The 21,521-nt window shown below is 59.1% G+C and carries 20 protein-coding genes; 10 read left to right on the forward strand and 10 right to left on the reverse strand.

Features of this window, described 5'->3' with window-relative positions:
* Window positions 1–66 precede the first annotated feature (66 nt).
* Together yicI and ACX80D_RS01095 are read right to left on the reverse strand one after the other, a co-directional pair.
* Complete coding sequence (gene yicI / locus ACX80D_RS01090) at window positions 67–2,259, reverse strand: alpha-xylosidase (protein WP_459320687.1); 2,193 nt, start codon at window positions 2,257–2,259, stop codon at window positions 67–69.
* Window positions 2,256–4,280 carry a beta-galactosidase gene (locus tag ACX80D_RS01095; protein ID WP_459320688.1) on the reverse strand — a complete coding sequence of 675 codons (2,025 nt, stop codon included), beginning with the start codon at window positions 4,278–4,280 and terminating at the stop codon, window positions 2,256–2,258. The genes yicI and ACX80D_RS01095 overlap by 4 nt, the downstream gene beginning before the upstream one ends.
* A 184-nt stretch (window positions 4,281–4,464) precedes the next feature.
* Between ACX80D_RS01095 and ACX80D_RS01100 the strand changes: the two genes are divergently transcribed.
* Window positions 4,465–5,475 carry a LacI family DNA-binding transcriptional regulator gene (locus ACX80D_RS01100; protein ID WP_459320689.1) on the forward strand — a complete coding sequence of 337 codons (1,011 nt, stop codon included), beginning with the start codon at window positions 4,465–4,467 and terminating at the stop codon, window positions 5,473–5,475.
* A 59-nt stretch (window positions 5,476–5,534) separates the two neighbouring features.
* On the opposite strand, the gene ACX80D_RS01105 is transcribed toward ACX80D_RS01100, so the two are convergent.
* Genes ACX80D_RS01105 through ACX80D_RS01115 form a run of 3 tightly spaced genes read right to left on the reverse strand, consistent with a single transcriptional unit; the run spans window position 5,535 to window position 9,135 of the window.
* The gene (locus ACX80D_RS01105; RefSeq protein ID WP_459320690.1) at window positions 5,535–6,479 is read right to left on the reverse strand and encodes a carbohydrate ABC transporter permease; all 945 of its coding nucleotides are present in this window, start codon (window positions 6,477–6,479) and stop codon (window positions 5,535–5,537) included.
* Window positions 6,476–7,495, reverse strand: a complete 1,020-nt coding sequence (locus ACX80D_RS01110) for an ABC transporter permease (RefSeq protein ID WP_459320691.1) — start codon at window positions 7,493–7,495, stop codon at window positions 6,476–6,478. Before ACX80D_RS01110 ends, ACX80D_RS01105 begins: the two co-directional genes overlap by 4 nt.
* Before the next feature lie 14 nt (window positions 7,496–7,509).
* Complete coding sequence (locus ACX80D_RS01115; RefSeq protein WP_459320692.1) at window positions 7,510–9,135, reverse strand: extracellular solute-binding protein; 1,626 nt, start codon at window positions 9,133–9,135, stop codon at window positions 7,510–7,512.
* A 323-nt stretch (window positions 9,136–9,458) separates the two neighbouring features.
* On the opposite strand from ACX80D_RS01115, the gene ACX80D_RS01120 reads away from it, so the two are divergent.
* Window positions 9,459–12,341 (forward strand): glycoside hydrolase family 3 C-terminal domain-containing protein, encoded by a 2,883-nt coding sequence (locus tag ACX80D_RS01120; RefSeq protein ID WP_459320693.1) that lies wholly within the window; start codon window positions 9,459–9,461, stop codon window positions 12,339–12,341.
* On the opposite strand, the gene ACX80D_RS01125 is transcribed toward ACX80D_RS01120, so the two are convergent.
* Window positions 12,342–13,100: a M50 family metallopeptidase gene (locus ACX80D_RS01125; RefSeq protein WP_459320694.1), complete on the reverse strand. Its 759-nt coding sequence runs from the start codon at window positions 13,098–13,100 to the stop codon at window positions 12,342–12,344.
* A 161-nt stretch (window positions 13,101–13,261) separates the two neighbouring features.
* Here ACX80D_RS01125 and ACX80D_RS01130 point away from each other — a divergent pair, with 161 nt between their 5' ends.
* From ACX80D_RS01130 to ACX80D_RS01145, 4 genes are all read left to right on the forward strand, one after another.
* On the forward strand, window positions 13,262–13,507 hold the full coding sequence (locus tag ACX80D_RS01130) for a type II toxin-antitoxin system Phd/YefM family antitoxin (protein ID WP_459320695.1): 246 nt from the start codon (window positions 13,262–13,264) through the stop codon (window positions 13,505–13,507).
* Window positions 13,504–13,758, forward strand: coding sequence for a Txe/YoeB family addiction module toxin (locus ACX80D_RS01135; protein WP_459320696.1), 255 nt, complete (start codon window positions 13,504–13,506; stop codon window positions 13,756–13,758). The genes ACX80D_RS01130 and ACX80D_RS01135 overlap by 4 nt, the downstream gene beginning before the upstream one ends.
* 101 nt (window positions 13,759–13,859) lie before the next feature.
* On the forward strand, window positions 13,860–14,150 hold the full coding sequence (locus ACX80D_RS01140) for a hypothetical protein (RefSeq protein WP_459320697.1): 291 nt from the start codon (window positions 13,860–13,862) through the stop codon (window positions 14,148–14,150).
* A 40-nt stretch (window positions 14,151–14,190) separates the two neighbouring features.
* Window positions 14,191–14,808: a GDSL-type esterase/lipase family protein gene (locus ACX80D_RS01145; RefSeq protein WP_459320698.1), complete on the forward strand. Its 618-nt coding sequence runs from the start codon at window positions 14,191–14,193 to the stop codon at window positions 14,806–14,808.
* On the opposite strand, the gene ACX80D_RS01150 is transcribed toward ACX80D_RS01145, so the two are convergent.
* The 3 genes from ACX80D_RS01150 to ACX80D_RS01160 all read right to left on the reverse strand — a co-directional run bounded on the left by ACX80D_RS01150 (window position 14,755) and on the right by ACX80D_RS01160 (window position 17,375).
* Window positions 14,755–15,663, reverse strand: a complete 909-nt coding sequence (locus ACX80D_RS01150) for a serine protein kinase RIO (protein WP_459320699.1) — start codon at window positions 15,661–15,663, stop codon at window positions 14,755–14,757. The genes ACX80D_RS01145 and ACX80D_RS01150 overlap by 54 nt on opposite strands.
* 183 nt (window positions 15,664–15,846) lie before the next feature.
* On the reverse strand, window positions 15,847–16,569 hold the full coding sequence (locus ACX80D_RS01155; RefSeq protein ID WP_459320700.1) for a hypothetical protein: 723 nt from the start codon (window positions 16,567–16,569) through the stop codon (window positions 15,847–15,849).
* A gap of 26 nt (window positions 16,570–16,595) precedes the next feature.
* Window positions 16,596–17,375: an IclR family transcriptional regulator gene (locus ACX80D_RS01160; protein WP_459320701.1), complete on the reverse strand. Its 780-nt coding sequence runs from the start codon at window positions 17,373–17,375 to the stop codon at window positions 16,596–16,598.
* Window positions 17,376–17,599: 224 nt separating this feature from the next.
* Here ACX80D_RS01160 and ACX80D_RS01165 point away from each other — a divergent pair, with 224 nt between their 5' ends.
* The 4 genes from ACX80D_RS01165 to ACX80D_RS01180 all read left to right on the forward strand — a co-directional run bounded on the left by ACX80D_RS01165 (window position 17,600) and on the right by ACX80D_RS01180 (window position 21,133).
* Window positions 17,600–18,322: a CoA transferase subunit A gene (locus tag ACX80D_RS01165; RefSeq protein WP_459320702.1), complete on the forward strand. Its 723-nt coding sequence runs from the start codon at window positions 17,600–17,602 to the stop codon at window positions 18,320–18,322.
* Between the two features lie 55 nt (window positions 18,323–18,377).
* Window positions 18,378–19,091, forward strand: a complete 714-nt coding sequence (locus ACX80D_RS01170; protein WP_459320703.1) for a CoA transferase subunit B — start codon at window positions 18,378–18,380, stop codon at window positions 19,089–19,091.
* Entirely contained in the window at window positions 19,088–20,272 is a 1,185-nt protein-coding gene (locus tag ACX80D_RS01175; RefSeq protein ID WP_459320705.1) for an acetyl-CoA acetyltransferase, read from the forward strand. The genes ACX80D_RS01170 and ACX80D_RS01175 overlap by 4 nt, the downstream gene beginning before the upstream one ends.
* Before the next feature lie 441 nt (window positions 20,273–20,713).
* Window positions 20,714–21,133, forward strand: coding sequence for a hypothetical protein (locus ACX80D_RS01180; RefSeq protein ID WP_459320707.1), 420 nt, complete (start codon window positions 20,714–20,716; stop codon window positions 21,131–21,133).
* Between the two features lie 182 nt (window positions 21,134–21,315).
* Here ACX80D_RS01180 and ACX80D_RS01185 read toward each other — a convergent pair whose 3' ends face one another.
* Entirely contained in the window at window positions 21,316–21,483 is a 168-nt protein-coding gene (locus ACX80D_RS01185) for a hypothetical protein (RefSeq protein WP_459320708.1), read from the reverse strand.
* Window positions 21,484–21,521: the final 38 nt, after the last annotated feature.

Genomic DNA, 21,521 nt, shown 5'->3' on the forward strand with positions numbered 1-21,521 from the left:
CGGGGTGTGCCTCCTGCAATTTTGCTGAAGGAGGCACACCCCGCCTGTTGAGCGAGTGCTAGGTGGCTAGCGTTCGACGGCGGTGACCTGGCTTGCGCCGCCGTCGTTTGTGGTCACGGTGACATCAAAGAGTGCTGTTCCGCCGCTCTGGGTGGGGATCGAGACCACGGATTGCTGACCTTCGGTGGGGGCGAACGCTATGAACTCAACGTCCTTGGACCAGTTATATTCGGGCCGGTCATTGACGGTTCCCAGGGGGAGCACTGCGCCGGGGCGGACGTAGGTGGCGGCGCTCAACACGGAGAACGCCTTGTTGTGCCACGCCGGACCAAGCAGCTGTTCACCGGTTTCTAGGTGCGTCCAGATGCCCTCGGGTAGGTAGAACTGAACGCTGCCGCTGGCGTCCATCACGGGCGCCACCAAGATGTCCGAGCCCAGCATGTACTGCCGGTCCAGAGCCGCGCACCCCGGATCCTGCGGGAACTCCAAGAACATAGGCCGCATCATGGGTGTCCCTGCCGCGTAAGCTTCCTCGGCACTTGCCAAAAGGTAGGGCATGAGGCGCATTTTTAGGTTGGTGAAATGCCGGAGCACCTCCGTTGATTCATCGTCCACCAGCCACGGAACGCGGTAGGAATTTGAACCGTGCAATCGCGAGTGCGAGGAAAGCAGCCCAAAAGCAATCCAGCGCTTGAAGACTTCCGGATCCGGGGTACCTTCAAAACCGCCAATATCGTGGCTCCAGAAGCCAAAGCCGGAGGCCGCCAGGGACAAGCCGCCGCGCAATGATTCGGACATGGCAGCGAACGTGGATTCGCAATCCCCGCCCCAGTGAACAGGCAACTTCTGCCCGCCAGCGGTGGCCGAGCGAGCAAACAGGACGGCCTCGCCGTGGCCCAGCTCCTTGGTCAGCAGATCAAAGACTGTCTGGTTATAGAGCTGCGCGTAGTAGTTATGCATGCGCTCCGGGCTGGAACCGTCATGCCAGCGCACCGTGGTGGGAATCCGCTCGCCAAAGTCGGTCTTGAAGGAATCCACTCCCTGGCCCATCAGCGTGCGGAGCTTTTCTTGGTACCAGCGGGCGGCCTCGGGGTTGGTGAAGTCAACAAGCCCCATGCCGGCTTGCCACATATCCCACTGCCAGATGGAGCCGTCCTCATTCTTGAGAAGGTAGCCCAGGTCCATGGCTTCCTTGAACAGGTAGGAGCGCTGAGCAATGTAGGGGTTGATCCAGACGCAGACCTTCAAGCCACGCTCGTGGAGACGAGTCAACATCCCCTCGGGGTCAGGGAACGTGGCCGGGTCCCAGATGAAGTCTGACCAGTGGAAAGCACGCATCCAATGACAATCGAAGTGGAACACGGACAGCGGCAGGCCACGCTCTTCCATCCCGTCAATGAAGGACATGACGGTTTCTTCGTTGTAGTTGGTGGTGAAGGAGGTGGACAGCCACAATCCGTAGGACCACGCCGGGATGCGGGACGGGCGCCCGGTCAGCTCCGTGTAACGGGCCAAGATGTCCTTGGGAGTGTCCCCGTGAATCACAAAATACTGCAGTTTCTGGCCTTCAACACTGAACTGCGTGCGGGAAACCACCTCCGAGCCCACCTCGAAGGAGACTCGTTCCGGATGGTTTACGAAAACGCCATAACCGTTGTTCGTCAGGTAGAACGGCACATTCTTGTACGCGAGGTCGCTGGAGGTTCCGCCATCTTCATTCCAGATATCCACCGATTGTCCGTTCTTCACGAACGCACCAAACCGCTCGCCCAAACCATACACATTGGTCCCCACGCCCAAGGTGAGCTGCTCATGCACGTAACTCTTTCCCGCAGCATCGGCGATCACGCCAATGCTCCTCGGTACGGAACTGGTGAGTACGTGTCCGCCCGCCATGAAGTCAACGCCCCAGTCGCCGTCGGTCTTGATCCGTGCACTCAAGGCACCGGAGGTATAGACCGTCTGGGTTTCTTCGATGGAGATATTGACCTCGGGGTTGCCCTCGGTCACATCAAAGTGCGGGCCCAGATCGAGAGCCCCTTGAAAGTGCTCAATGGTCACCGAGATGACATCTTCTATCGGGGAATCAAAGGTGATGGTCAGCTGCGGGCAGTTCAGCGCATCGCCGCGAGCATTGATGCGCTGTGTGGGGGCATACACCGAGAGCGTGCTGCCCTCGGCAACAACCTCGGACACATCACGCGGGTTCAAGGCTGTGATCCCCGGGCGGTGCAGCCAATATCCGTCGGTGAATTTCATGAATAAACTCGATTCTTCTTTTGTGAAAGTACTTTTGTCCCATAGGGGGGAAGTGTGATGGTGGTGTTGGTGCCGAAGTTTCCGGGCAGTTCAACTGGGCAGAGGTTGGGGCCGTGGTTGAGCAGGAATAGCTGGTCTCCGCGTTCCACAGCTTCAACATCCTCAGGCAGCCCCAGCGGCACCGGCACCTCAATGCCGGCGGCTGCAACAACGGACATGACGAGGGATTCCAAGGCGTCCGCCGGAAGGTCAGCGCCCACGTACCAGGCTTCACCAGCACCCCACGGGTTCGCGGTAACAGCAGGTTTTCCAGCTAGGCGCCCCGCGCCGAAGTAGACCAGCGTACGTGTTTCCGGCCCGTGAATCTCCAAATCTTCAGACCAGATCGCGGCATGGATATCCAGTAATTCGGTACCCGTGGAGGGGCTGGTGAAGACCACAGGGACGGGCGTGTCCACGGGCAACCATTCCTCACCGGAGACCCCCAAAACATCGCAGAGAGCCCCGGGGAAACGGCCCGTGGCGAGTTTGGCATCCTCATCCGCTACCGCGCTGAAGGGCCCCACCATCATGTGCCCACCCTTGGAAACGTACTGTTTCAGGACAGTTGCCTGTTGCCGACCTAGCAGGAACAAGTTGGGCAGCAGGACCAGGTCAAAGCGGTCCAAGGCGGTGTCCGGATGCACCACTTCAACGCTCAACCCATGCCGCAGCAGCGGCCGGTAGTAGGCCAGCAACTGATCCATGACCTGCAACTTCTCAGACGGGCGTGCCGGCGATTCCGCAGCCCACCAACTGGACCAGTCGAACAGGATCGCGATACGGCTCTGACTCTGCGTTCCGGCCAAGGAACCGAGCTGGGCCATGTGCGCGCCAAGTGCTGCCGCCTCACGGAAGACGCGGGTTTTACTTCCCGTCAGGGGGACTACCGCTGAATGGAACCGTTCGGCCCCAAAGGATGATTGGCGGAACTGGAAGAAGCACACCCCGTCTGCCCCGCGAGCAACGGCTGAGAGTGCATCCACCGCCAAAGCGCCTGGCTCCTTGGCCACATTGTGACCGCGCCAGTTCACCGCCGAGGTAGCCGATTCCATCAATAACCACGGTTTTCCGCCGCTCAGGCCGCGGCATAGATCATGGGTCAGAGCACCCAATTGCCATGACTTCCGATCGCCGGGATCGGTATACCAGTCATTTGCAACGAAGTCCGTCTCGGGGGCCAAGGTGTTGTAATCCAGACCTGAGAAGAAGCCCATCATGTTCGTGGTGATGGGATGGGTGGGGTCAAACCGGCTGATGATGTCCCGCTCCGCCTGGTACAAGGAAACAAGCTGATCCGAGGTGAACCTTTTGAAGTCCAGCTCCTGCCCAGGATTTCCAATGTAGGGGGCGCTTCGCGGCGGCAAAATCTCGTCCCAGGTTGAATACTGCTGGGACCAAAAGGTGGTTCCCCAAGCATCGTTGAGCCGCTCCAAGGTGACGTACTTGTTCATCAGCCATGCACGGAATGCGCAGGCGCTCTCGTCATCAAAGCTGATCTGGCCCAGTTCGTTACCCACGTGCCACATGGCCAGAGCCGGATGCTTGGCATAGCGTTCGGCAAGTTTGGTCGTGATGCTTGCGGCCGCTGCACGGTACTTGGGCGAGGAAGGATTGAACTGATTGCGGGAGCCATACCAAAGGGTGTGGCCGGCAGCATCTGTGGGGAGCGTTTGCGGATACAGTTTGCCCAGCCAGGGTGGCGGGGATGCTGTAGGTGTAGCGAGGCTGACCCGGATACCGCCTGCATGAAGCAGATCCAGCACCTCATCGAGCCAAGCAAAGTTCCACTGGCCCTCTTCTGGCTCAAGCTGAGCCCAGCTGAACACGCCCACCGTGACCAGATTGATTCCGGCTTCCTTCATGAGCGCAACATCAGTTGGCCAGCTTGCCTTTGGCCACTGTTCCGGGTTGTAGTCGGCACCGAAGATGAGTCCTTCACTCGGCATGGACGAGGCCAGTCCACGTTGCTGCCTGTTCATGGCTTTCCTTCCAGATTGGATCGGTTCATTCGAATGAATTGATCCAAATTTCGATAAGTTGTGTCTATTGGAGTCAAAATACTTTTAGAAAATGCTGATAAACAGGTACCGTTTGTTATCGAAGCGCTTCGCTTGAATTAGTAGCTACTGTGATGAATTTTGCGGTTGTGAGAAGGAGAGTTGCATGGCAACCATGAATGATGTCGCACGGGCGGCCGGGGTATCAACCAGCACGGTGTCGTATGTGCTCAGTGGAAAACGAACCATTTCCCCGGACACTCGGGCGCAGGTGCTGGCCGCCATTGAAAAGCTTGGCTATAGCCCGCACGCTGGTGCTCGCGCGCTGGCGTCGAACCGGTCCAACGTGCTGGGTCTCATGGTTCCTTTGCGCGAAGATGTCAACGTCAGCGTCGTCATGCAGTTTGTTTCCGCAGTGGTCACCACGGCCCGAACCTTCGAGCAAGACGTGCTGCTGTTGACCCAGGATGACATTGCCGGGATTGAACGGGTAATGTCCCAATCCATCGTGGACGGCATGATCATGATGGACATTGAAGCCAAGGATCCACGGGTGCCGCTGCTCGCCAAAATGCGCAAACCATCCGTTTTGATTGGATTGCCCGACGACGCCCAAGGACTCAGCTGCGTAGACTTCGACTTTGCGGCAGCATCCAAAGTAGCCGTCCGCCACTTGGTAGAACTGGGTCATCGTCGAGTGGCTCTGATTGGTTCCCCTCAGGCCTCTCTGGAACGCCACGCCACCTACGCAGATAGGGTGCGCAACGGTTTCGAAGCGGCCGCCCTCGCCGCAAACGCGGACTTTGCCAGCCGAGCCTGTGAACCCACGGCGGCTGCTCTGGCACAAGCGCTGAAGGAGCTGCTTACCGGACCGGCCGCGGCCACCGGGTTGGTGGTACACAACGAATTCCTGCTCCCGATGCTGCGCGACACCCTGGCAGGGATGGGACTCAATGTCCCGGAGGATATCTCGGTGGTTGCCATTGCCCCCACCGACGTTGCTATGGCTAGTACTGCTCCGTGGACCTCCGTCAGTATCCCCGCTCATGACATTGGCCGGACCGCCGTCGAAATGGTCATGGAGCGCATGCATACGGAAAAGCCCGCCGAGGTGCGGCTGATTGTGCCGAGTCTGGTGCAACGCGTCACCACAGCTCTCGTCAACACCGGCGCCTAGCTTGCCGGGGTCCAGAGCAACCAGGCTCTGGACCCCGGCAGGCTGGCTGGATGCGAACATTAGCCCTTCACCGCACCAATCATGACGCCCTTGGTGAAGTGCTTCTGCACAAACGGGTACACGAAGAGAATCGGCACCATGGCCACCACAATCACGGCCATCTGCAAGGCCAGTGACGCCGCAACGCCCTGTCCCACGGCGATCTGACCAGGCACGGAAACGCCCTGCAGAACGTAGGAACGCAGCACCACCTGGAGCGGATTCTTCGAGCTGTCATTGATGTACAAGATGGCGTTGAAGAACGCATTCCAGTAACCCACACCGTAGAACAGTGCAATAACGGCTGTGACGGCCTTGGACATGGGCATGACAATCTGGCCCAGGATGCGCCATTCGCTGGCGCCATCAATCCGGGCACTGTCAAGGATGCCCTGATCGATGCCCATGAAGAAACCGCGCAAGATGATGATGTTGAAAACGGAGATGCAACTGGGCAGGATCAGTGCCGCGTAGCTGTCGATCATGCCCAATCCGGAGACCAGCAGGTAGGACGGGATCATGCCTGCTGCGAAGAACATGGTGATCAGCAGGACGAACAAAAGCGGCGTGTGGGCCAGTGTTCCGGGTCTGGACAGGCCGTAGGCGCACAGTACCGAGACCACCAAGCTGAGGACGGTACCTACTGCCGTAATGCCAACGCTGACCATGATGGCCCGAGTGACTACGCCGCCGGTGAAGATCTGCCGGTATGCATCCCAGGTGATCTCACCCGGGATAAGAACCAACCCGCCGGCATCGGTGATGGTGGACTGTGAGGAAAGGCTTGTCAGGATGATCGTGTACAACGGCAGCAGGACGGCGAGAACAACAATGATCAGGGTTGCCGACTTTGCCGTCTTGATGGCCTTCGACGGTTCCTCTTCCCAGGCCGCCCGGGTGGGCGCCTCACTACCGGGCCAACGGAGCCCGCCGGATTTTTTAGGTAATTTTTCGATGGTGGTCATTTTTTGGAGTACACCCCTGCTTCGCCGAATAGATGGGCAACTTTATTGGCCCCGAGGATCAATGCCAGTGACACCACGCCCTTGATGAGCCCGGCGGCTGCGGCATAACTCCAGTCACCGTTTTGAACACCTGTGAAGTAGACAAAGGTGTCGAGTACTTCCGAGGCTCCGGCACCCACAGCATCGCGCTGCAAGATCAGCTGTTCGAAGCCCACTGACAAGGAATCGCCAAGACGCAGGATCAGCAGCAAGATGATGACCGGTCGCAAGCCGGGCAAGGTGACATGCCACATGCGTTTCCACCGGCCGGCACCGTCCACGGCTGCCGCCTCATACTGTGACGGATCAATGGCGTTCAGCGCCGCCAGGAAAACGATCATGCCCCAGCCGGCGTCCTTCCAAATGCTCTGCGAGGTGATCAGGAGCAAGAACGTATCAGGGTTAGTCATGATGTCCATGCCCTGCCAGCCGTTGGCCAGCAGCTGCTGGTTCAGCAGCCCCGCGCCCCCGAGAATCTGTTGGAAGACTGCAACAACTAGAACCCAGGAGAAGAAGTGTGGCAGATAAACAATGGCCTGAATGGTGGCACGTAGCGCCGGGCGAACCAGGGAATTGAGCAGGATGGCCAGGACGATCGGGATAGGGAAGAAGAAGATGAGCTGGAAAGCCGTAATGACCAGCGTGTTTTTGACAGCCACCCAGAAATTGGCGTCACTGAGCACCCTAGCAAAGTTGTCCAGGCCAACCCAAGGGCTGTTGGCAATGCCAACGAAGGGCGAGTAATCCTGAAACGCCACAATGTTGCCCATGATGGGCACATAGGCGAACAGTCCCAGCAATAGAACTGCCGGGAGGGTCATGAAGATGAGGGACTTGTCGCGGCGGAAGCGTGCCTTCAGGCCTAGACCGATGCGAACCTCGGGCTTGTCTTTGCCGCGGCGCGTCTTGCGGCCGGAGCCCCCGGATGCAGCGGCTGCCGGGGCGGCATCGTCAACTTTTGTCAGTGTGGTTGTCATGGGTGGCTGCCGGCTCACGCGGTCAAGAAACCGGTGTAGAACTCACGGAGCTCATCGCCACCGTTCTTCTTCCACGTGGCAAGTTCGGCGTCCAGATCGCTGATCTTCTTGCGGCCGCGGGCAATGTCCATGGCCAGATCGTCGAAGGGCTTGTTGAGTGAACCGAACTTGTTTGGCTCCTCGATTTGCAGGCCGAAGAACTGCTCCTCGACGACGAACGGGGCCTGGCGGGCTTCCCACTCGCTGGCAGTCTTGACGTAGCCCGGGTACTGGACCTTGGAATTAACCACGGGCGGGCTGACCAGGAACGCGTAGGTGCTGGTGACCTCGGCGAGGCCCTTTTCGGTGGACTGCGGGATGTTTTGGCTGTCCTTGGTGAAGTGCACACCCTCGACGCCGTAGTTGATGAGCTGGTTTTCCTCGGTGCCAAACGGGGAAGCAAAGTAGTTGGCGAGGGCGAGGATTTCCTCGATCTTGGCCTTGTCGCTGTTCTTCTTGATGAAGCTGAAGATGCTGGCCGGTGAGCCGCGGAACAAGGTGGGGTCGCCGCCGTCGGCCGCAAAGAAGTCCATGGGAACCATGTCGTACTTCGGGTTGGTGGGGAGCATACGCGCCAGGGATTCGTGCCAGCTGCCGAGCCCGTCAGTGGCCATGAGTGAGGCGCCGGATTCAAAGCGGGCCTTGGACTGTTGCAGGTTGCCAGCGACCGCATCTGGGTGGACGGCTCCTGAGGCGAATAGCTTCGCGATCCACTCCAGGGCGGCGCGGTACTCATCGGTTTCGACCTTGTTGACGAGAGCGCCATCAACAAGCTTCCACTTGGGGGCGACGCCAAACATGATCTGTGCGCCGTTCCAAACATCCTCGGAGCCCCAGCGCTTCTTAGCCGGGTTTGTCAGTTCCTTAGCAATGGCGAGATATTCATCTGCGTTCTTGGGGGCCTCGAGGCCGAGCTCGGTGAAGATGTCCTTGCGGTAGAAAATGGCATCCGTGATGAGGGTGCTGGGGTAGGGCAGGCCGTAGAGGCCGCCCGCAAAGGAACTGAATTTCCAGGCTGCGGTGGGGAGGTTGGCCAGGTTCGGGTATTTCTTGATCTTGTCGCCGGAGAGGTAGGGTGCGAGGTCCTCGAAGACGCTGGTGACTGCCTGACCGAAGCGCGGGGGCAGGTTCCAGGAGGGGATGACAACCCAGTCCGGCACGTCCTTGGGGGAAGCCAGAACTGTCTGGATCTTATCGCCGTAGCTGTTGCCATCGTTGACCTGGAAATCAACGGTGGCGCCGATGGCCTTGTTGACTGCCTGGTAGTAGCTGTTGTTGGCCAGGGCCGGTGGGACCGTCCACCATGCCGGGGTCATGGCCTTGTACTTGCCGCCCTTGCCGGGTACCTCGGTGACTGACTTGACCAGTGTGTCTGGAATACTGGTGAATCCGGGGGTGGAGCCGTTGACGCTGGCAATATCCGGAGTGACCAGATCGATGGGAATGAAGCTGGGAGCAACCTTGGCTACCGAATCGGCCAGGCCCAGCGATGAAGTGACCTGGGCCTTTCCTGAGCCGCTTCCGCAGGCCGTCAGAACGCCTGCGGTGCTCAGCGCAACGGCAGAGATGCCAGCGAGGCCTAGAAAAGAGCGGCGATTCAAGCCTTTTGTCTCTAGCGGAGCCGTTGTAGTATGGCGATTATTCCTCATAATGTGTCACTCCTTTGTGATGGCGTGTGCCATTGATTGATCCGTTGTGGCGCTGTTCCCACTTGAGTTCCATGGGGCTCTAGCGCTCGAAGCAAGCGAGGGAAATCTGTTGAAATAGTGTCGATGCGCTTCGATTGAATTGATTCTAGGTTACGTGACTCCCATCACGCAACAATGAGTTTTTGGCTGTAAATATATAAAAAATTGGTGTAACAATAGAACTCAATCCCTTGCGCAAGCGTTTAAACATAAAACACATTTTCGGAGAAGCCACCATGACTCAGCCCATCGCCATGACCACTCCTGCTCCCGAGTCCGCCAGCCATTTTCCGCAGACTAGTGCTTCCGCCGGCAACAGCCCCGAGCAGCTACTGGCGCAGCTGAGCCCGGCGGAAAAGGTGGCCATGTTGCATCAGCATTCACCGGCAGTGGAACGGCTGGGGATTGCCGCGTTCCAGACGGGCACCGAGGGGGCTCACGGGGTTGCCTGGCTGGGAAAGGCCACTGTATTTCCGCAGCCTGTGGGATTGGCAGCCACCTGGGATGAGGACCTACTGCAGCGCGTTGGCGATGCTGTGGGAGCAGAGGTGCGGGCTAAGCGTGCGGAAAATCCCTCAGTCAGCCTCAATGTCTGGGCGCCCGTGGTCAACCCACTGAGGCATCCGCTGTGGGGCAGGAATGAGGAGGGTTTCTCCGAAGATCCCGTGTTGACGGGTCAACTGGCGGGCGCTTTCTGCCATGGGCTGCGCGGAAATGACCCACACCGTTGGCAAACTGTGCCAACGCTGAAGCATTTTCTTGGCTACAACAATGAGGTTGACCGCAATGTCTCGTCCTCACAGCTGCGGGCCAGGGTCCTGCACGAGTACGAGCTGCCTGCCTACAGCACGCCCATCGCCAGCGGTGCGGTGGGCGCCGTTATGCTTTCTTACAATCTGGTCAATGGCATGCCGGCCCACGTTTCGGATCTGGTGGCGGAGCACTTGCGGCAGTGGCCCGGGGGAGCGGATCTGGCGATAGTAACCGACGCCGGCGCACCCACCAGCTTGTACAAGGCCGAGAAATATTTTCCTGATGCCCCCGAAGCCTACGCAGCGGCGCTGCTGGCCGGCGTGGACAATTTCACTGACGACGGCGCCGACTCAGCGCCTACCATTGCCCACTTGGAAGCGGCGTTGGAGCGCGGTCTGATCACCACGGACGATGTCGATGCGAGCGTCTTGCGCATGCTGCGTCTCCGGGCGGCGACAGGTGAATTCAGTACGGCGGCTACCGCTGCCCAGCCCGGCGCCGGAGTTGCGGAGCAGGCTCCGGATCACCGGGAGCTAGCTCGCGAGGCGACAGCAAAATCAGTGGTTCTGCTGGCCAATAATGCCGTCCCAGCTGTAGGGGAAGGATCGACGGCGGGCCCCCTCCTGCCGCTTTCAGCGAATCTTGGCCAGGTGGCGGTCATTGGTGCTTTGGGGACTCATGTTCTGACCGATTGGTACAGCGGAACACCGGAATACGCTGTCGGCGTGGCCGATGGCTTGGGCGAAATTTACCCAGGTGTGGCAACGGTGGGCGGTCACGATGTGGTTGCTTTGCGCAGTGTCCGTACGGGGCTTTACCTTGGCACTGCTGCCGAGAGTGAAGCGGTGGCGGCGATTTCGGGTGCGGTAGGTGTGGAGCAGCTCTTTGAATTACAGGATTGGGGTGGTGGAGAAATTACTTTGCGGGCACACAGTAATGCGCTCCTGCTGGCTGCTGGGAATGACGGTTACCTTTATCCGAGTGCCAGCAGGGTGGGCGGATGGATTGTGCAGGAGACCTTCCGTCTCCACCGGGACAGCGAGGGCAGCGTGGCGCTGCAGCACGTAGGCACCGGGAAGTGGGTTCATATTGAGGCACACACTGGCAGTGCTCTGTTGGTGGCTGGCGACATCGAGGTGGCTGACCGCTTCACGCTCCGCATCCAGGAAAACGGATTGCAAGCAGTGGCGGCAGCGGCTGCCCAGGCGAGTGTGGCCGTCGTCGTGGTTGGCAATGATCCGCACTTGGGTGGACGCGAGACCTTGGACCGCAATACTTTGGAGCTTTCGCAGCGCGATCAAGAAATGATTCGGGTGGCGTGGGAGGCGAATCCCAACACCGTGCTGGTGGTTGTTTCCTCCTACCCCTACGCCTTGGGTGAGTTGGCGGATATTCCGGCGATCGTCTGGACTTCGCACGCCGGTCAGGAACTGGGGCACGGGCTGGCTGATGTGCTGTCCGGAGTGGTGGAACCCTATGGCCGGCTGCCGCAAACGTGGTTTGCCCGGGATACCGACCTGCCAGATATTTTGGACTACGACATCATTTCAGGTGGCGGAACTTACCAGTATTCCAGCGCTGAACCCTTATATCCCATGGGTCACGGACTGGGCTATTCAACCGTTGAATACAGCGATTTCTCGGTGACGGACCATGGTGATGCCTGGCTAGAAGCGTCGCTGAGCGTGCGCAACACCGGTGTGCGTGAGCTGGCCGAGCTGGTTCAGATTTATGCGGCAGCGCCGGATCACCGCTTCGAATTCCCGCGCAGACTACTGCTCGGTCATGCCAGGGTCACGCTGGCCGCCGGCGAAGAACGGGTGGTCAAGGTGGCCATTGCGCGCGAGCGTTTGGCCACCTTCAGTGTCACTTCCTTGGAGATGCTGGCCGAACCGGGGGAGTATATTTTCCTCGCTGGACGGTCGGCGCAGAATCTGCCGGTATCTGCTACTTTGCGGTTGACCGGAGCTGGCAGCCGCGACCGGGAGCCTGGGGACGCGATCCGAGCCGAGCACTTCGATGCTGCGCACGGAGTGGAATTGGTGCCGGAGAACCACCTTGCTGGAACGGCCATCACTCTCGGTCCGGGGCATCGTTGCGCTGTGGCGTACTACAAGAATTGGTCCGCGCTCCCTGCCGGAGCGGGGGAGCTTCGGGTTCTCGGTGGCGGCAGCGGGAGGGTCAGTTTTGAACGTGCGGGAGCTGCAGGGACGTGGCTGCCCTGGGTAATCGTTGATGTTCCTTTGGGATCTGGCGGGGTTATCGGCTTTGATCTTCCGGCAGTGGCCAATGGCTTGGGTGCCGAAATTCGCGTGGTAATTTCAGGAGCTGTGACTCTAGTGGAGTTCAGCCTCGGCGAGCGCTGATCAGCGGGCCAGCATTCCCCACACGAAATACGCCGAACATGCTGCCGAGCCGCCAATGACTAGGGCAAAGCCGGTGAGCCAGATGAACGACGGCGTTCGGGTTGCCTGAGCGAGGAGGTACGCGTCGGAACTGGTGAGTTGGTTGCGGCGGCGGGTGTGAACCGCAGCCACCTTGAAGAAGTCGCGCACAGAGCCCACTCCCAGCGCGATTCCTAACGTCAAAATTGCCCAGCTGACAGTCTGCACGTCGGCGAACATGACAAGAGCTTGGGCGACGGCCGCGCTCAGCAAGGCAACGACGATCCCGGTAAAATTCCGCAGGAATATGAGGGCGAGCAGGAGGATCAGTGCGCCGATGGATGCCGCAGCGCCAGCCCAGCCTGCCGAGACTGACCAGACAAGTGCTAGCCCTACAACAGCAGGTGCCGGATAGCCCCAAAAACCAGACCAGGTGGCACTAAAGCCGCGGCGGCCACTGCTGACCAGCTGGCCAGAATGGTCAAGGCCGATCTTCAGGCCATGCACCACTCGTCCGGTCATGAGAGCAGCAAAGGCATGACCGAGTTCGTGCACAAACGTCACATACAAGCCGAACCAGCGCCACGTGACCCGTGGGATGCTCAACACCACTGCGACTGCCAGGATGCCCACAAGGATTCCAGCGGGAACGCTGAGTGGGTCGGTCCGTGTAAAACCAGCTAGCACTGCGCCCCACCAGTTGGTGGCGGCGTTTGTGAGCTGTTGTGCTGCATTGTCCATTCCTGAAGATTAGAGCATGTTGCTGGGCGTTGTTGACGCTGGTCGCATTCGCCGTGGATGGCCCCGATGCGAGCCGTCCTGAAGCGTTGACAACGCGTTCACAAGGGGCCGCCGTCATATCTCAGTGGTACAATATTTAGTACCACTTTAGGAGGTGCGCTATGGCCATCACGGCTTCAGAGGCTAGGGCTAAGTTGTTCCCGTTGATTGAACAAGTTAACAACGACCGCATGCCCATAGAGATTATTTCCAAGAAGGGCAGTGCCGTCCTGATGTCTTTGGCGGACTACGAGGCGTTAGAAGAGACGGCCTATCTGCTGCGAACACCCGCCAACGCCGTGCATTTGATGGAAAGTATTGTTCAACACCAAACCGGCCAGCTGCAAAGTCACGAACTCAGTGAATGAATATCTCATTCACTCCCAACGGTTGGGCAGATTATCAGTACTGGCTCAGCATCGATAGGTCCAGTGTAAGGCGCATCAACTTGCTATTGAAGGACTCCGCGCGGTCGCCCACGGATGGAATTGGCAAACCCGAAGCCTTCAAACATCACCTTGCTGGCTACTGGTCACGCAGGATCACGGATGAGCACCGTCTGGTCTACGCCGTGGACGGTGAGCAAATCATTGTCATAGCCGCCAGGCATCACTACTGAGTTTCGAAACTGACGACGGCGGAACTTCCGTGGCGCTGATAGTTGGACAGTTGATGGATTGGTTGGACAAGCGGAACGTCCATTGTGGGTAGGCTGGCAACGTGACTGAATCTGCCCCAACACTTCGCCGTTTTGAACTGACCCTGCGTAAGCCTTGGCTGGGATTTTATCCCAAGCCCACCGTGGTGATTGATGGCGTAGCCCAGCCAACGCAGTGGGGCACTCGCAACTGGAAAGTGCGGGATGAAGTTGAAGTCAGCATCTTCATCCATAACCGGCTCTGGACGTTTGGCAGGGCGAATTTCACCGTTGATCCACGCGCTACTACCGCGCTGATCTATTCGGCACCGTGGCTCCCATTCCTGCCTGGCCGCATCGAAGTGTCCGCATGAGCGCATCCACATGATCCCGGCCGAGCGGCAAGTCTGTTTTGTGGGGGATTCTTTCGTGGCAGGGATTGGGGATGAAACTGCCCTTGGTTGGACTGGCAGGTTGGCAATGCGGCAGGCTACCGCGGGGCACCCCATCACCGCCTACAATTTGGGCATTCGCGGCAACACCTCCGCTCAAATCCTTGGCAGGATCAGTGCGGAAATCGACGCGCGCCGGTCCCCGCAGCGCCCTACCCGAGTGGTTCTTTCCCTCGGGGTTAATGACACCGCCCACGTGGACGGGAAACCCCGAATTTCTCCGGATGAGTCCTGCGCCAATTTAGAGCGCATCTTAGAAGCAATCTCCGGAGATCCCGTCTTAGTGGTGGGGCCGCCAGCAGTATCGCAGGATGCGCAAAACGCCAGGATTTCTGAACTCTCCAACCGTTTCCTCGCGCTATGCCGCGCACGTGGAGTTCCTTACATGGACGTTTTCTCCGTGCTGGAACGCCACCCAGTATGGCGGCAACAGGTTCTTGCCGGCGACGGCGCGCATCCGCGGTCCCAGGGATACCAAGCAATGTACGAGCTGGTGGCACCTGTCTGGGACCGCTGGATGGCTCTCTCACCAAGCGGTGGCGAGAAGCTCGCTGAGGAGGTGTCCGGCGTCGACCTCTAAACCGCGGGCCGTATACCAAGCGCACATGTTCCGGCAGTCCCTCGCCAAAAGCTCTGCTGCCTGGACATTGCCGGCCAGATCCACCAGCTGCGGCAGGTCAATGATGACTAGACGGTCGCCGGCGGCCAGCACGTTGTAGGGCGAAAGATCCCCGTGTGCAAAGCCCATCCGAGCGAAGATTCTCATGGCTTCAACCAGCTGATCCCAATACCCCTGTAACTGTTCCGGGTCCGGATGCGTGGCCTGCAGCCGTGGGGCAGCAATGCCGGGGTGCGCGGGATCTTCAATGAATTCCATCAGGATTTCATTGCCGCAAATTTGCACCGGATAGGGCACAGCGATGCCATTCTCGTAGGCCATCTGCAGATACGTCCATTCAGCGTTGGCCCAGCTGATGGCCTCAACTTCACGGCCGTAGCTGCTGCCATTTTTGAGGGCACGGGAATCGCGTGAACGCCGCGTAGAACGGCCCTCGGTGTAGGCAGATGATCTATGGAACAGTCGCTGATCGGCGGGCCGGTAGCGTTTGGCGGCCAAGAGGGCACTGCGGGAATCAGTGGCCCGCTCTATGAGGAACACGTCCGCTTCCTTTCCGGTTTTCAGCACGCCAAGTTCGGTGTCAATAGCGGCGGCGTCTTCGATCACGAAGTCAGGATAGGGCGTGGGGCCACGCATGAGTTTTTCCAGATCGGGCCACGTGGACCAGCGCTGATTTTCACCGAGGGAATCGTCAAGAACGTTCCAGTCGGCGGGGCGCAGCTGTGCCCCAAAGTCATTGTTGTCAGGGCGGGGAGGGCGGCGCTTGAAGGACTTGCGGGTCTTTTCGAATGGCTGCTGGTCAGCAGAATACTTCATGGGTGAATCGACTCCTGGGGAGGGCAAAGCGAATGTTGTGGGCGCGAGGTGCTGCGAAGACAATCATTGGGTCCTCCTTCGGGTCGGTTCAGGGCTCGCTTCAGGCATAGCGAAAAGACACTTCATGTCACCACGGGTGTGTGGGCGGTGTCAACGATCAATTTTGTTCCGGGTGCGCTGCGGCTATTTTCTAGTGGTAGCGCGGGTGGTGTTGTTGGTGAGAGTGCCCCAGTGCTGCCAGCCTGCAATCGCCAGACCGGCCTGTGCCACGTAGAGGAAAATCAAGACGGAGCCCTGCGCGGACATCACCGTGTTGTAAATGGCGGCTATCGCAGCGACGACAAAGAGGAACCAGGCCCATCGAGAGCGATGCGCTAAGCCAACCAGCGCCGCTGGTGCCAGTCCGGCAAGGAGCCCATTGAACAACACAGCGAGCCAAGGGACACTGCTGAGCGGAGCGTGTAGGCCGGTAAAAATCGCGGCAACCACCAGGAGCGAGGCCAGCGAATACACAACAGCAACCGCAGCCGGCGCCACAACGTCCGTACCGCTAAATAGCCGTGGCACCACGGTGCGTGTCATGGGGGTGGACAACGGTAGCTTCCGGAAAAGCAGCAAAGCGTACACTGCGGCACCGCCGGCAATGACCGCGGTCAGAGCGGCTCCGGCCAGAAACAGCAGTAGGGCGGCAGAGGAGTTCAACAGCACCGGTAGATAAGTGAACGCTGAGGCGACTGCGGGCAAGAGCACTGCGGCAACGGCCAGCATCCAGCCAACATCGTGGCGCCTGCCAATGAGGAACAAGGCTACGCACAGAAGGAGCGCGCCTAGTACCGTGAAGGCAATTGTGGCCACGTCAAAGGGACCATTCATGCGCCCGAAGAGCAGCTCACTTGTTTCTTGCATGCCGCCAACTCTAATGGGCGGTCAGGCTAGCTCGTGCCGTTTTGCAACCTGCCGGTGATCTGATGTGCCTCTTCCAAAAGAAGCCGGCCAAGGAATTCTTGGCGTTCTTCACGAAAGCGCGGCTCGATTCCTGTCAACGACAGCGCCCAGGCAGGCTTGCCGTGGGTATCGAAGACGGCAGCGCCCATGCCCCAGCTGCCTTCTAGGACCAGACCAGGATTCACCGAGTAGCCCACTGCGTTAGTTTGGGCTAACTTTTCCCGGACCAGAGCCGGAGGCTGGGTGGCAGCAAAGCCGCCAGCATGTTCATCCCAACGGTTTAAGATTTGCTCTTGTTCCGCTGCAGCGAGGAAGGACATGATGGCGATGCCGGCAGATGCAATGCCGAGCGGAAACCTTACTCCTTCATGGAGCACAAATGACCGTATGGGGAAGGCGCCCTCCTCTCGCATGAGACACACGGTCTCGGCTCCGCGGCGGACGGAGAAGAAAGCACTCTCGCCAGTCTCTTCGGCCAAGCGGCGCAGACTGGGCCGGGCGATGTCCTCCACGGGGAATCGGGCCGCCGCAACGGAGCCCAAAAGCAACGCTTCTGGACCCAGCACCCAGTTGCCGGTGCCGCCGTCGTGGTCCAACAACCCCTCTGCCGCCAAGGAGGTCAGCAAGCGGTGAACAGTAGGCCGGGTCAGCCCGGACTCCCGGACCACTTCCACGAGGGGCGATCCTTCCGGCTTCCTGCTGACAATCCGCAGTAACGCCGCGATCCGGCCCACCACCTGCGCACCTTGAATGGGTTGCTGAGTCATCAGAGGACCTTTACTGTCGAATATTTTGGAATACTTTGGAATGTTGACGAACTTAAGTCCATATTGTGGATACGCCAAAGGGTATCGTCCACAGTGTAAATACGCACAGATTCATGGAAATGTAACGCCTTGACAGCCCAATGTGAAGCTCTCTAGGCTCAGGTTAAGAGCAGATAGTCCATAAAGTGGACGATACCTGGAATGAGCTCAATGAGGAGATTCTGATGACTAAGATTCACAGCAGTGCCGCCCAAGCCCTGGCCGAGGTGATGCACGACGGCATGACGCTGGCTGTGGGTGGCTTTGGCCTCAGCGGTATCCCTGCAGATCTGATTGAGGCGGTCAGGGATTCCGGCGTCACTGGACTCACGGTGGTTTCAAACAACATGGGCGTGGACGGGAAAGGCTTGGGCGTATTGCTCGAGGCTGGTCAGGTTGCCAAGGTCATCGCCTCCTATGTGGGTGAGAACAAGCTGTTCGCCGAGCAGTATTTGGCCGGGAAGTTGGATGTTGAGTTCACCCCTCAGGGCACTCTGGCCGAGCGGCTCCGTGCTGGTGGGTCCGGAATTCCCGCGTTCTATACCAGGACAGGCGTGGGCACGCTGGTCGCCGAGGGCAAGCCGCATGAGGAGTTCGACGGCGAGCTCTACGTTCAGGAGCGGGCCATCATCGCCGATGTTTCCATGGTCCACGCCCACACAGCCGATACTGACGGCAATCTCATCTACCGGTATACGGCGCGGAACTTCAACCCTGTCGTTGCCACAGCGGGGCGGATGACGATTGCTGAAGCCGAGATCATCGTGGAGCCCGGCGCACTGGATGCGAATAACGTGGTCACCCCCGGCGTCTACGTCCAGCGTCTGGTTCAGGCCACTGACCGCGTGAAAGACATTGAACAACGCACCGTCCGGCCCCGAAGCGAACCCGCTGCCGTCCCCGCCTGAGCTGTAGTTCCCTGACAGGCATTTCCCCTTCCGGCACTTCTAGGAGCACATCATCATGACTTGGACCCGCAACGATATGGCCGCCATCGCGGCTGAAGAACTCAACGACGGCGATTACGTCAATTTAGGCATCGGCATCCCTACCCTTGTCGCCAACAACTTGCCCGACGGCGTCCGCGTCACGCTCCAAAGCGAGAACGGCATCCTGGGCATGGGCCCCTTCCCTTATGAGGGCGAAGAAGACGCAGATCTGATCAACGCCGGCAAGCAAACCGTCACCCTGCTCCCAGGGGCCAGCATCTTCGACTCCGCCACCTCCTTCGGCATGATCCGTGGCGGCCACGTGAAAGTCGCCATCCTCGGGGCCATGGAAGTTTCCGCAACGGGGGACCTCGCGAACTGGACCATCCCCGGAAAAATGGTGAAAGGCATGGGCGGTGCCATGGATCTCGTCGCAGGCACCCCGCGCGTGGTGGTCCTGACCGATCACACCGCCAAGGACGGGACCCCGAAAATCGTCAACGAATGCTCGCTCCCGCTGACCGGGCGCCGCGTGGTCAACCGCATCATCACGAACCTGGCCGTCTTTGACATTGAAACGAACGACGCCGGCAACTTAGCTGGTGGGGGTACCCCCTCCTTAGTCCTTACTCGCCTTGCGCCAGGTGTCACGGTGGAAGAGATCCAAGCCGCTACCGAACCCGCCTTCACTACCAGGCTTGATACCGCCAGTGTTGGTACCGCAACCACTGAAGGAGCCACGGTATGAGTCTGCGTGAACAATTCGGCAAAGATATCCTGCTGACGGGCTGGGGACACAGCAAGTTTGGGAAGCTGAGTGAGGAGACGCTGGAGTCACTCATTGTTCAGGTTGCCACGGAAGCCATTAGCAATTCTGGGCTTGAGCCCGGGCAGATCGATGAAATCTATCTGGGCCAGTTCAACTCCGGCATGATGCCCCTGGCGTTTCCCTCCTCGCTGGCTTTGCAAGTCTCCGAGGAGCTCGCCGGAGTGCCGGCAACCCGTGTGGAAAACGCCTGCGCCTCCGGATCTGCGGCGATGCAGCAGGGCGCTAAAGCGCTGCTGGCCGGTACCGCCAAGAATGTTTTGGTTATTGGTGCGGAGAAGATGACGCATGCTGGTGCAGACGTTGTCGGTGCGGCCTTACTCGGGGCCGATTACGACATGGCTGGCAAGCCCTCCACCACCGGCTTCACAGGGCTCTTTGCCGAGGTGGCCAAACACTATGAGAATCGCTACGGACCCGTGGGTGACGTACTGGGCTCTATCGCCGCGAAGAACCATCGCAACGGTGTAGACAACCCCTACGCTCAGCTACGTAAAGACCTAGGTGAGGAATTCTGCCGGACCGTTTCGGACAAGAACCCGATGGTGGCTGATCCCTTACGCCGCACCGATTGCTCACCTGTTTCAGACGGAGCTGCGGCAATTATCCTTTCGCTTTCCCCAACGGGAGGAGTCACTGCTCCGGTTCGTCTTGCCGGCTTTGGTCAGGCCAACGATTTCCTGCCCACTGATCGCCGTGACCCAACGGCCTTTGCGGGCGTGCGGACCTCCTTTGAGCGGGCCTTTGCCATGGCTGGTGTTGGCCTGGATGATCTGGACTTCGCCGAAGTTCACGACTGCTTCACCATCGCCGAACTTCTCATGTACGAGGCCATGGCCCTCACCGAAGCTGGTCAGGGCCGCCGCGCCATCGAGGAAGGCTGGGTCTATAAGGACGGCAAACTCCCCATCAACGTCTCCGGTGGACTCAAGGCCAAGGGCCACCCGGTTGGAGCGACAGGCGTTTCACAGCATGTCATTGCCGCTATGCAGCTCACAGGAACAGCAGGGGATATGCAACTCCCAGTAGCCCGCCGGGCCGCTGTTCAGAACATGGGCGGGGTGGGCATCGCCAATTACGTCAGTATCCTCGAAGCGCTCTGATCGTCACGGGCATTTGCGGTTAGGTGCGTTTCCTAAACCGATGAATCTCGGTGTTTTACGGTTGGTTCGCCTTTAGTTCAAGCAGCTATGTGGTGCTTCGCCGGCGCCTATCTGATATTCAAAAGCTTTGTTCCATAAGCTTTTGTAACCCATAATCATGTGGCATACAATTGAGTATGGCAATCAGCTTCGCGGCATCGGCGGATAAGCATGGTGTACCCCATGAGGACGCACTGCATGCCATAGCGAATGAAGTGTATTCCGAAGATAGTTTCAGTGAACCCAGGGTGCCCGGTCGTGGGTGGCCCACATTGTTCATCGGACCGCCTCGGAAGCTTGGCGGCCCGCTACTGGAGGTCCTTGCGGAGATTACGCCGCCTCGGGATGTGTTTATTTTCCATGTGATGGAAGCCCGCCCGAAGATGCTAGAGAGGATGAACGATGATGACTAAGGATGAAGTTCCGGCCGCACTGAGCTCCGAAGAGGAAGCTCGCTATCAGCGGATGGCAGATTGGGCTGAAACCGAGATGCCTCTTGCCCCGAAGTCTGCCAGTGGACGTCGTGGATCCGAAGCGGCCGCTCACGGGCGGTCTGTGCTCCTTGAAGCCGGCATGGATCCGGCTGAATTAGACCGCCTCATTGGTGGGCGGCCCAGCTTGAATCCTGATGCCGCTACCGGCGAACATTCCCCACATCTTAACCTCCGCGTCACAGCAGATACCAAGCAGCAAATTAGAAGACTGGCCGATGAGCGTGGGGTAAGGCCCAGCGAAATGGCAAGAGAATTGTTGGCGGTTGGACTACGTGAACTCCAACGCACCCATTCTGGTTCCACCCGCCAGGAAGAACACCCCGCCTAAGAGACCTACGGCTGCGGTGACTGACTGTGTTAGTTACAGAGACTCCGTGGCTACTTCGTTCACGGGTCGAGAAGGAAGCAGCTCTCAACTGTGCGGGTGGACTTGCACAGCGGCGCCGGACCGGGGCAATCAAGCCAGCCGGTCCGGCGTCGTGCATGAAGTGTTGAAGGAGAATAGTCTCCCTATAGCAGAGCCTCGATGAAGCCAGCCACCGCGTTGGCGCCGAGCGCATCCATCACAATCGTGTAATGGTTGGTGCTGGCGATCTTGTGGAGATCCGGTGCGATGAACGCCCATCCCATCCCACGAGGAATTGCACGTGATCCACGCCGCCATTGGTGCCGAAACAAGACGGGACATGCTTGGATTGAGGTATCCGTGCGAAAGG

It is taken from the genome of Arthrobacter sp. Sr24 (assembly GCF_054511175.1).

Excerpts from the sequence above, each read along its gene's own strand:
- ACX80D_RS01165 (WP_459320702.1), top strand. The coding sequence starts at position 17,600 with ATGACTAAGATTCACAGCAGTGCCGCCCAAGCCCTGGCCGAGGTGATG.
- ACX80D_RS01095 (WP_459320688.1), bottom strand. The coding sequence starts at position 4,280 with ATGAACAGGCAGCAACGTGGACTGGCCTCGTCCATGCCGAGTGAAGGA.
- ACX80D_RS01150 (WP_459320699.1), bottom strand. The coding sequence starts at position 15,663 with ATGAAGTATTCTGCTGACCAGCAGCCATTCGAAAAGACCCGCAAGTCC.
- ACX80D_RS01160 (WP_459320701.1), bottom strand. The coding sequence starts at position 17,375 with ATGACTCAGCAACCCATTCAAGGTGCGCAGGTGGTGGGCCGGATCGCG.
- ACX80D_RS01155 (WP_459320700.1), bottom strand. The coding sequence starts at position 16,569 with ATGCAAGAAACAAGTGAGCTGCTCTTCGGGCGCATGAATGGTCCCTTT.
- ACX80D_RS01170 (WP_459320703.1), top strand. The coding sequence starts at position 18,378 with ATGACTTGGACCCGCAACGATATGGCCGCCATCGCGGCTGAAGAACTC.
- ACX80D_RS01120 (WP_459320693.1), top strand. The coding sequence starts at position 9,459 with ATGACTCAGCCCATCGCCATGACCACTCCTGCTCCCGAGTCCGCCAGC.
- ACX80D_RS01100 (WP_459320689.1), top strand. The coding sequence starts at position 4,465 with ATGGCAACCATGAATGATGTCGCACGGGCGGCCGGGGTATCAACCAGC.
- ACX80D_RS01105 (WP_459320690.1), bottom strand. The coding sequence starts at position 6,479 with ATGACCACCATCGAAAAATTACCTAAAAAATCCGGCGGGCTCCGTTGG.
- ACX80D_RS01135 (WP_459320696.1), top strand. The coding sequence starts at position 13,504 with ATGAATATCTCATTCACTCCCAACGGTTGGGCAGATTATCAGTACTGG.
- ACX80D_RS01180 (WP_459320707.1), top strand. The coding sequence starts at position 20,714 with ATGATGACTAAGGATGAAGTTCCGGCCGCACTGAGCTCCGAAGAGGAA.
- yicI (WP_459320687.1), bottom strand. The coding sequence starts at position 2,259 with ATGAAATTCACCGACGGATATTGGCTGCACCGCCCGGGGATCACAGCC.
- ACX80D_RS01125 (WP_459320694.1), bottom strand. The coding sequence starts at position 13,100 with ATGGACAATGCAGCACAACAGCTCACAAACGCCGCCACCAACTGGTGG.
- ACX80D_RS01110 (WP_459320691.1), bottom strand. The coding sequence starts at position 7,495 with ATGACAACCACACTGACAAAAGTTGACGATGCCGCCCCGGCAGCCGCT.
- ACX80D_RS01130 (WP_459320695.1), top strand. The coding sequence starts at position 13,262 with ATGGCCATCACGGCTTCAGAGGCTAGGGCTAAGTTGTTCCCGTTGATT.
- ACX80D_RS01175 (WP_459320705.1), top strand. The coding sequence starts at position 19,088 with ATGAGTCTGCGTGAACAATTCGGCAAAGATATCCTGCTGACGGGCTGG.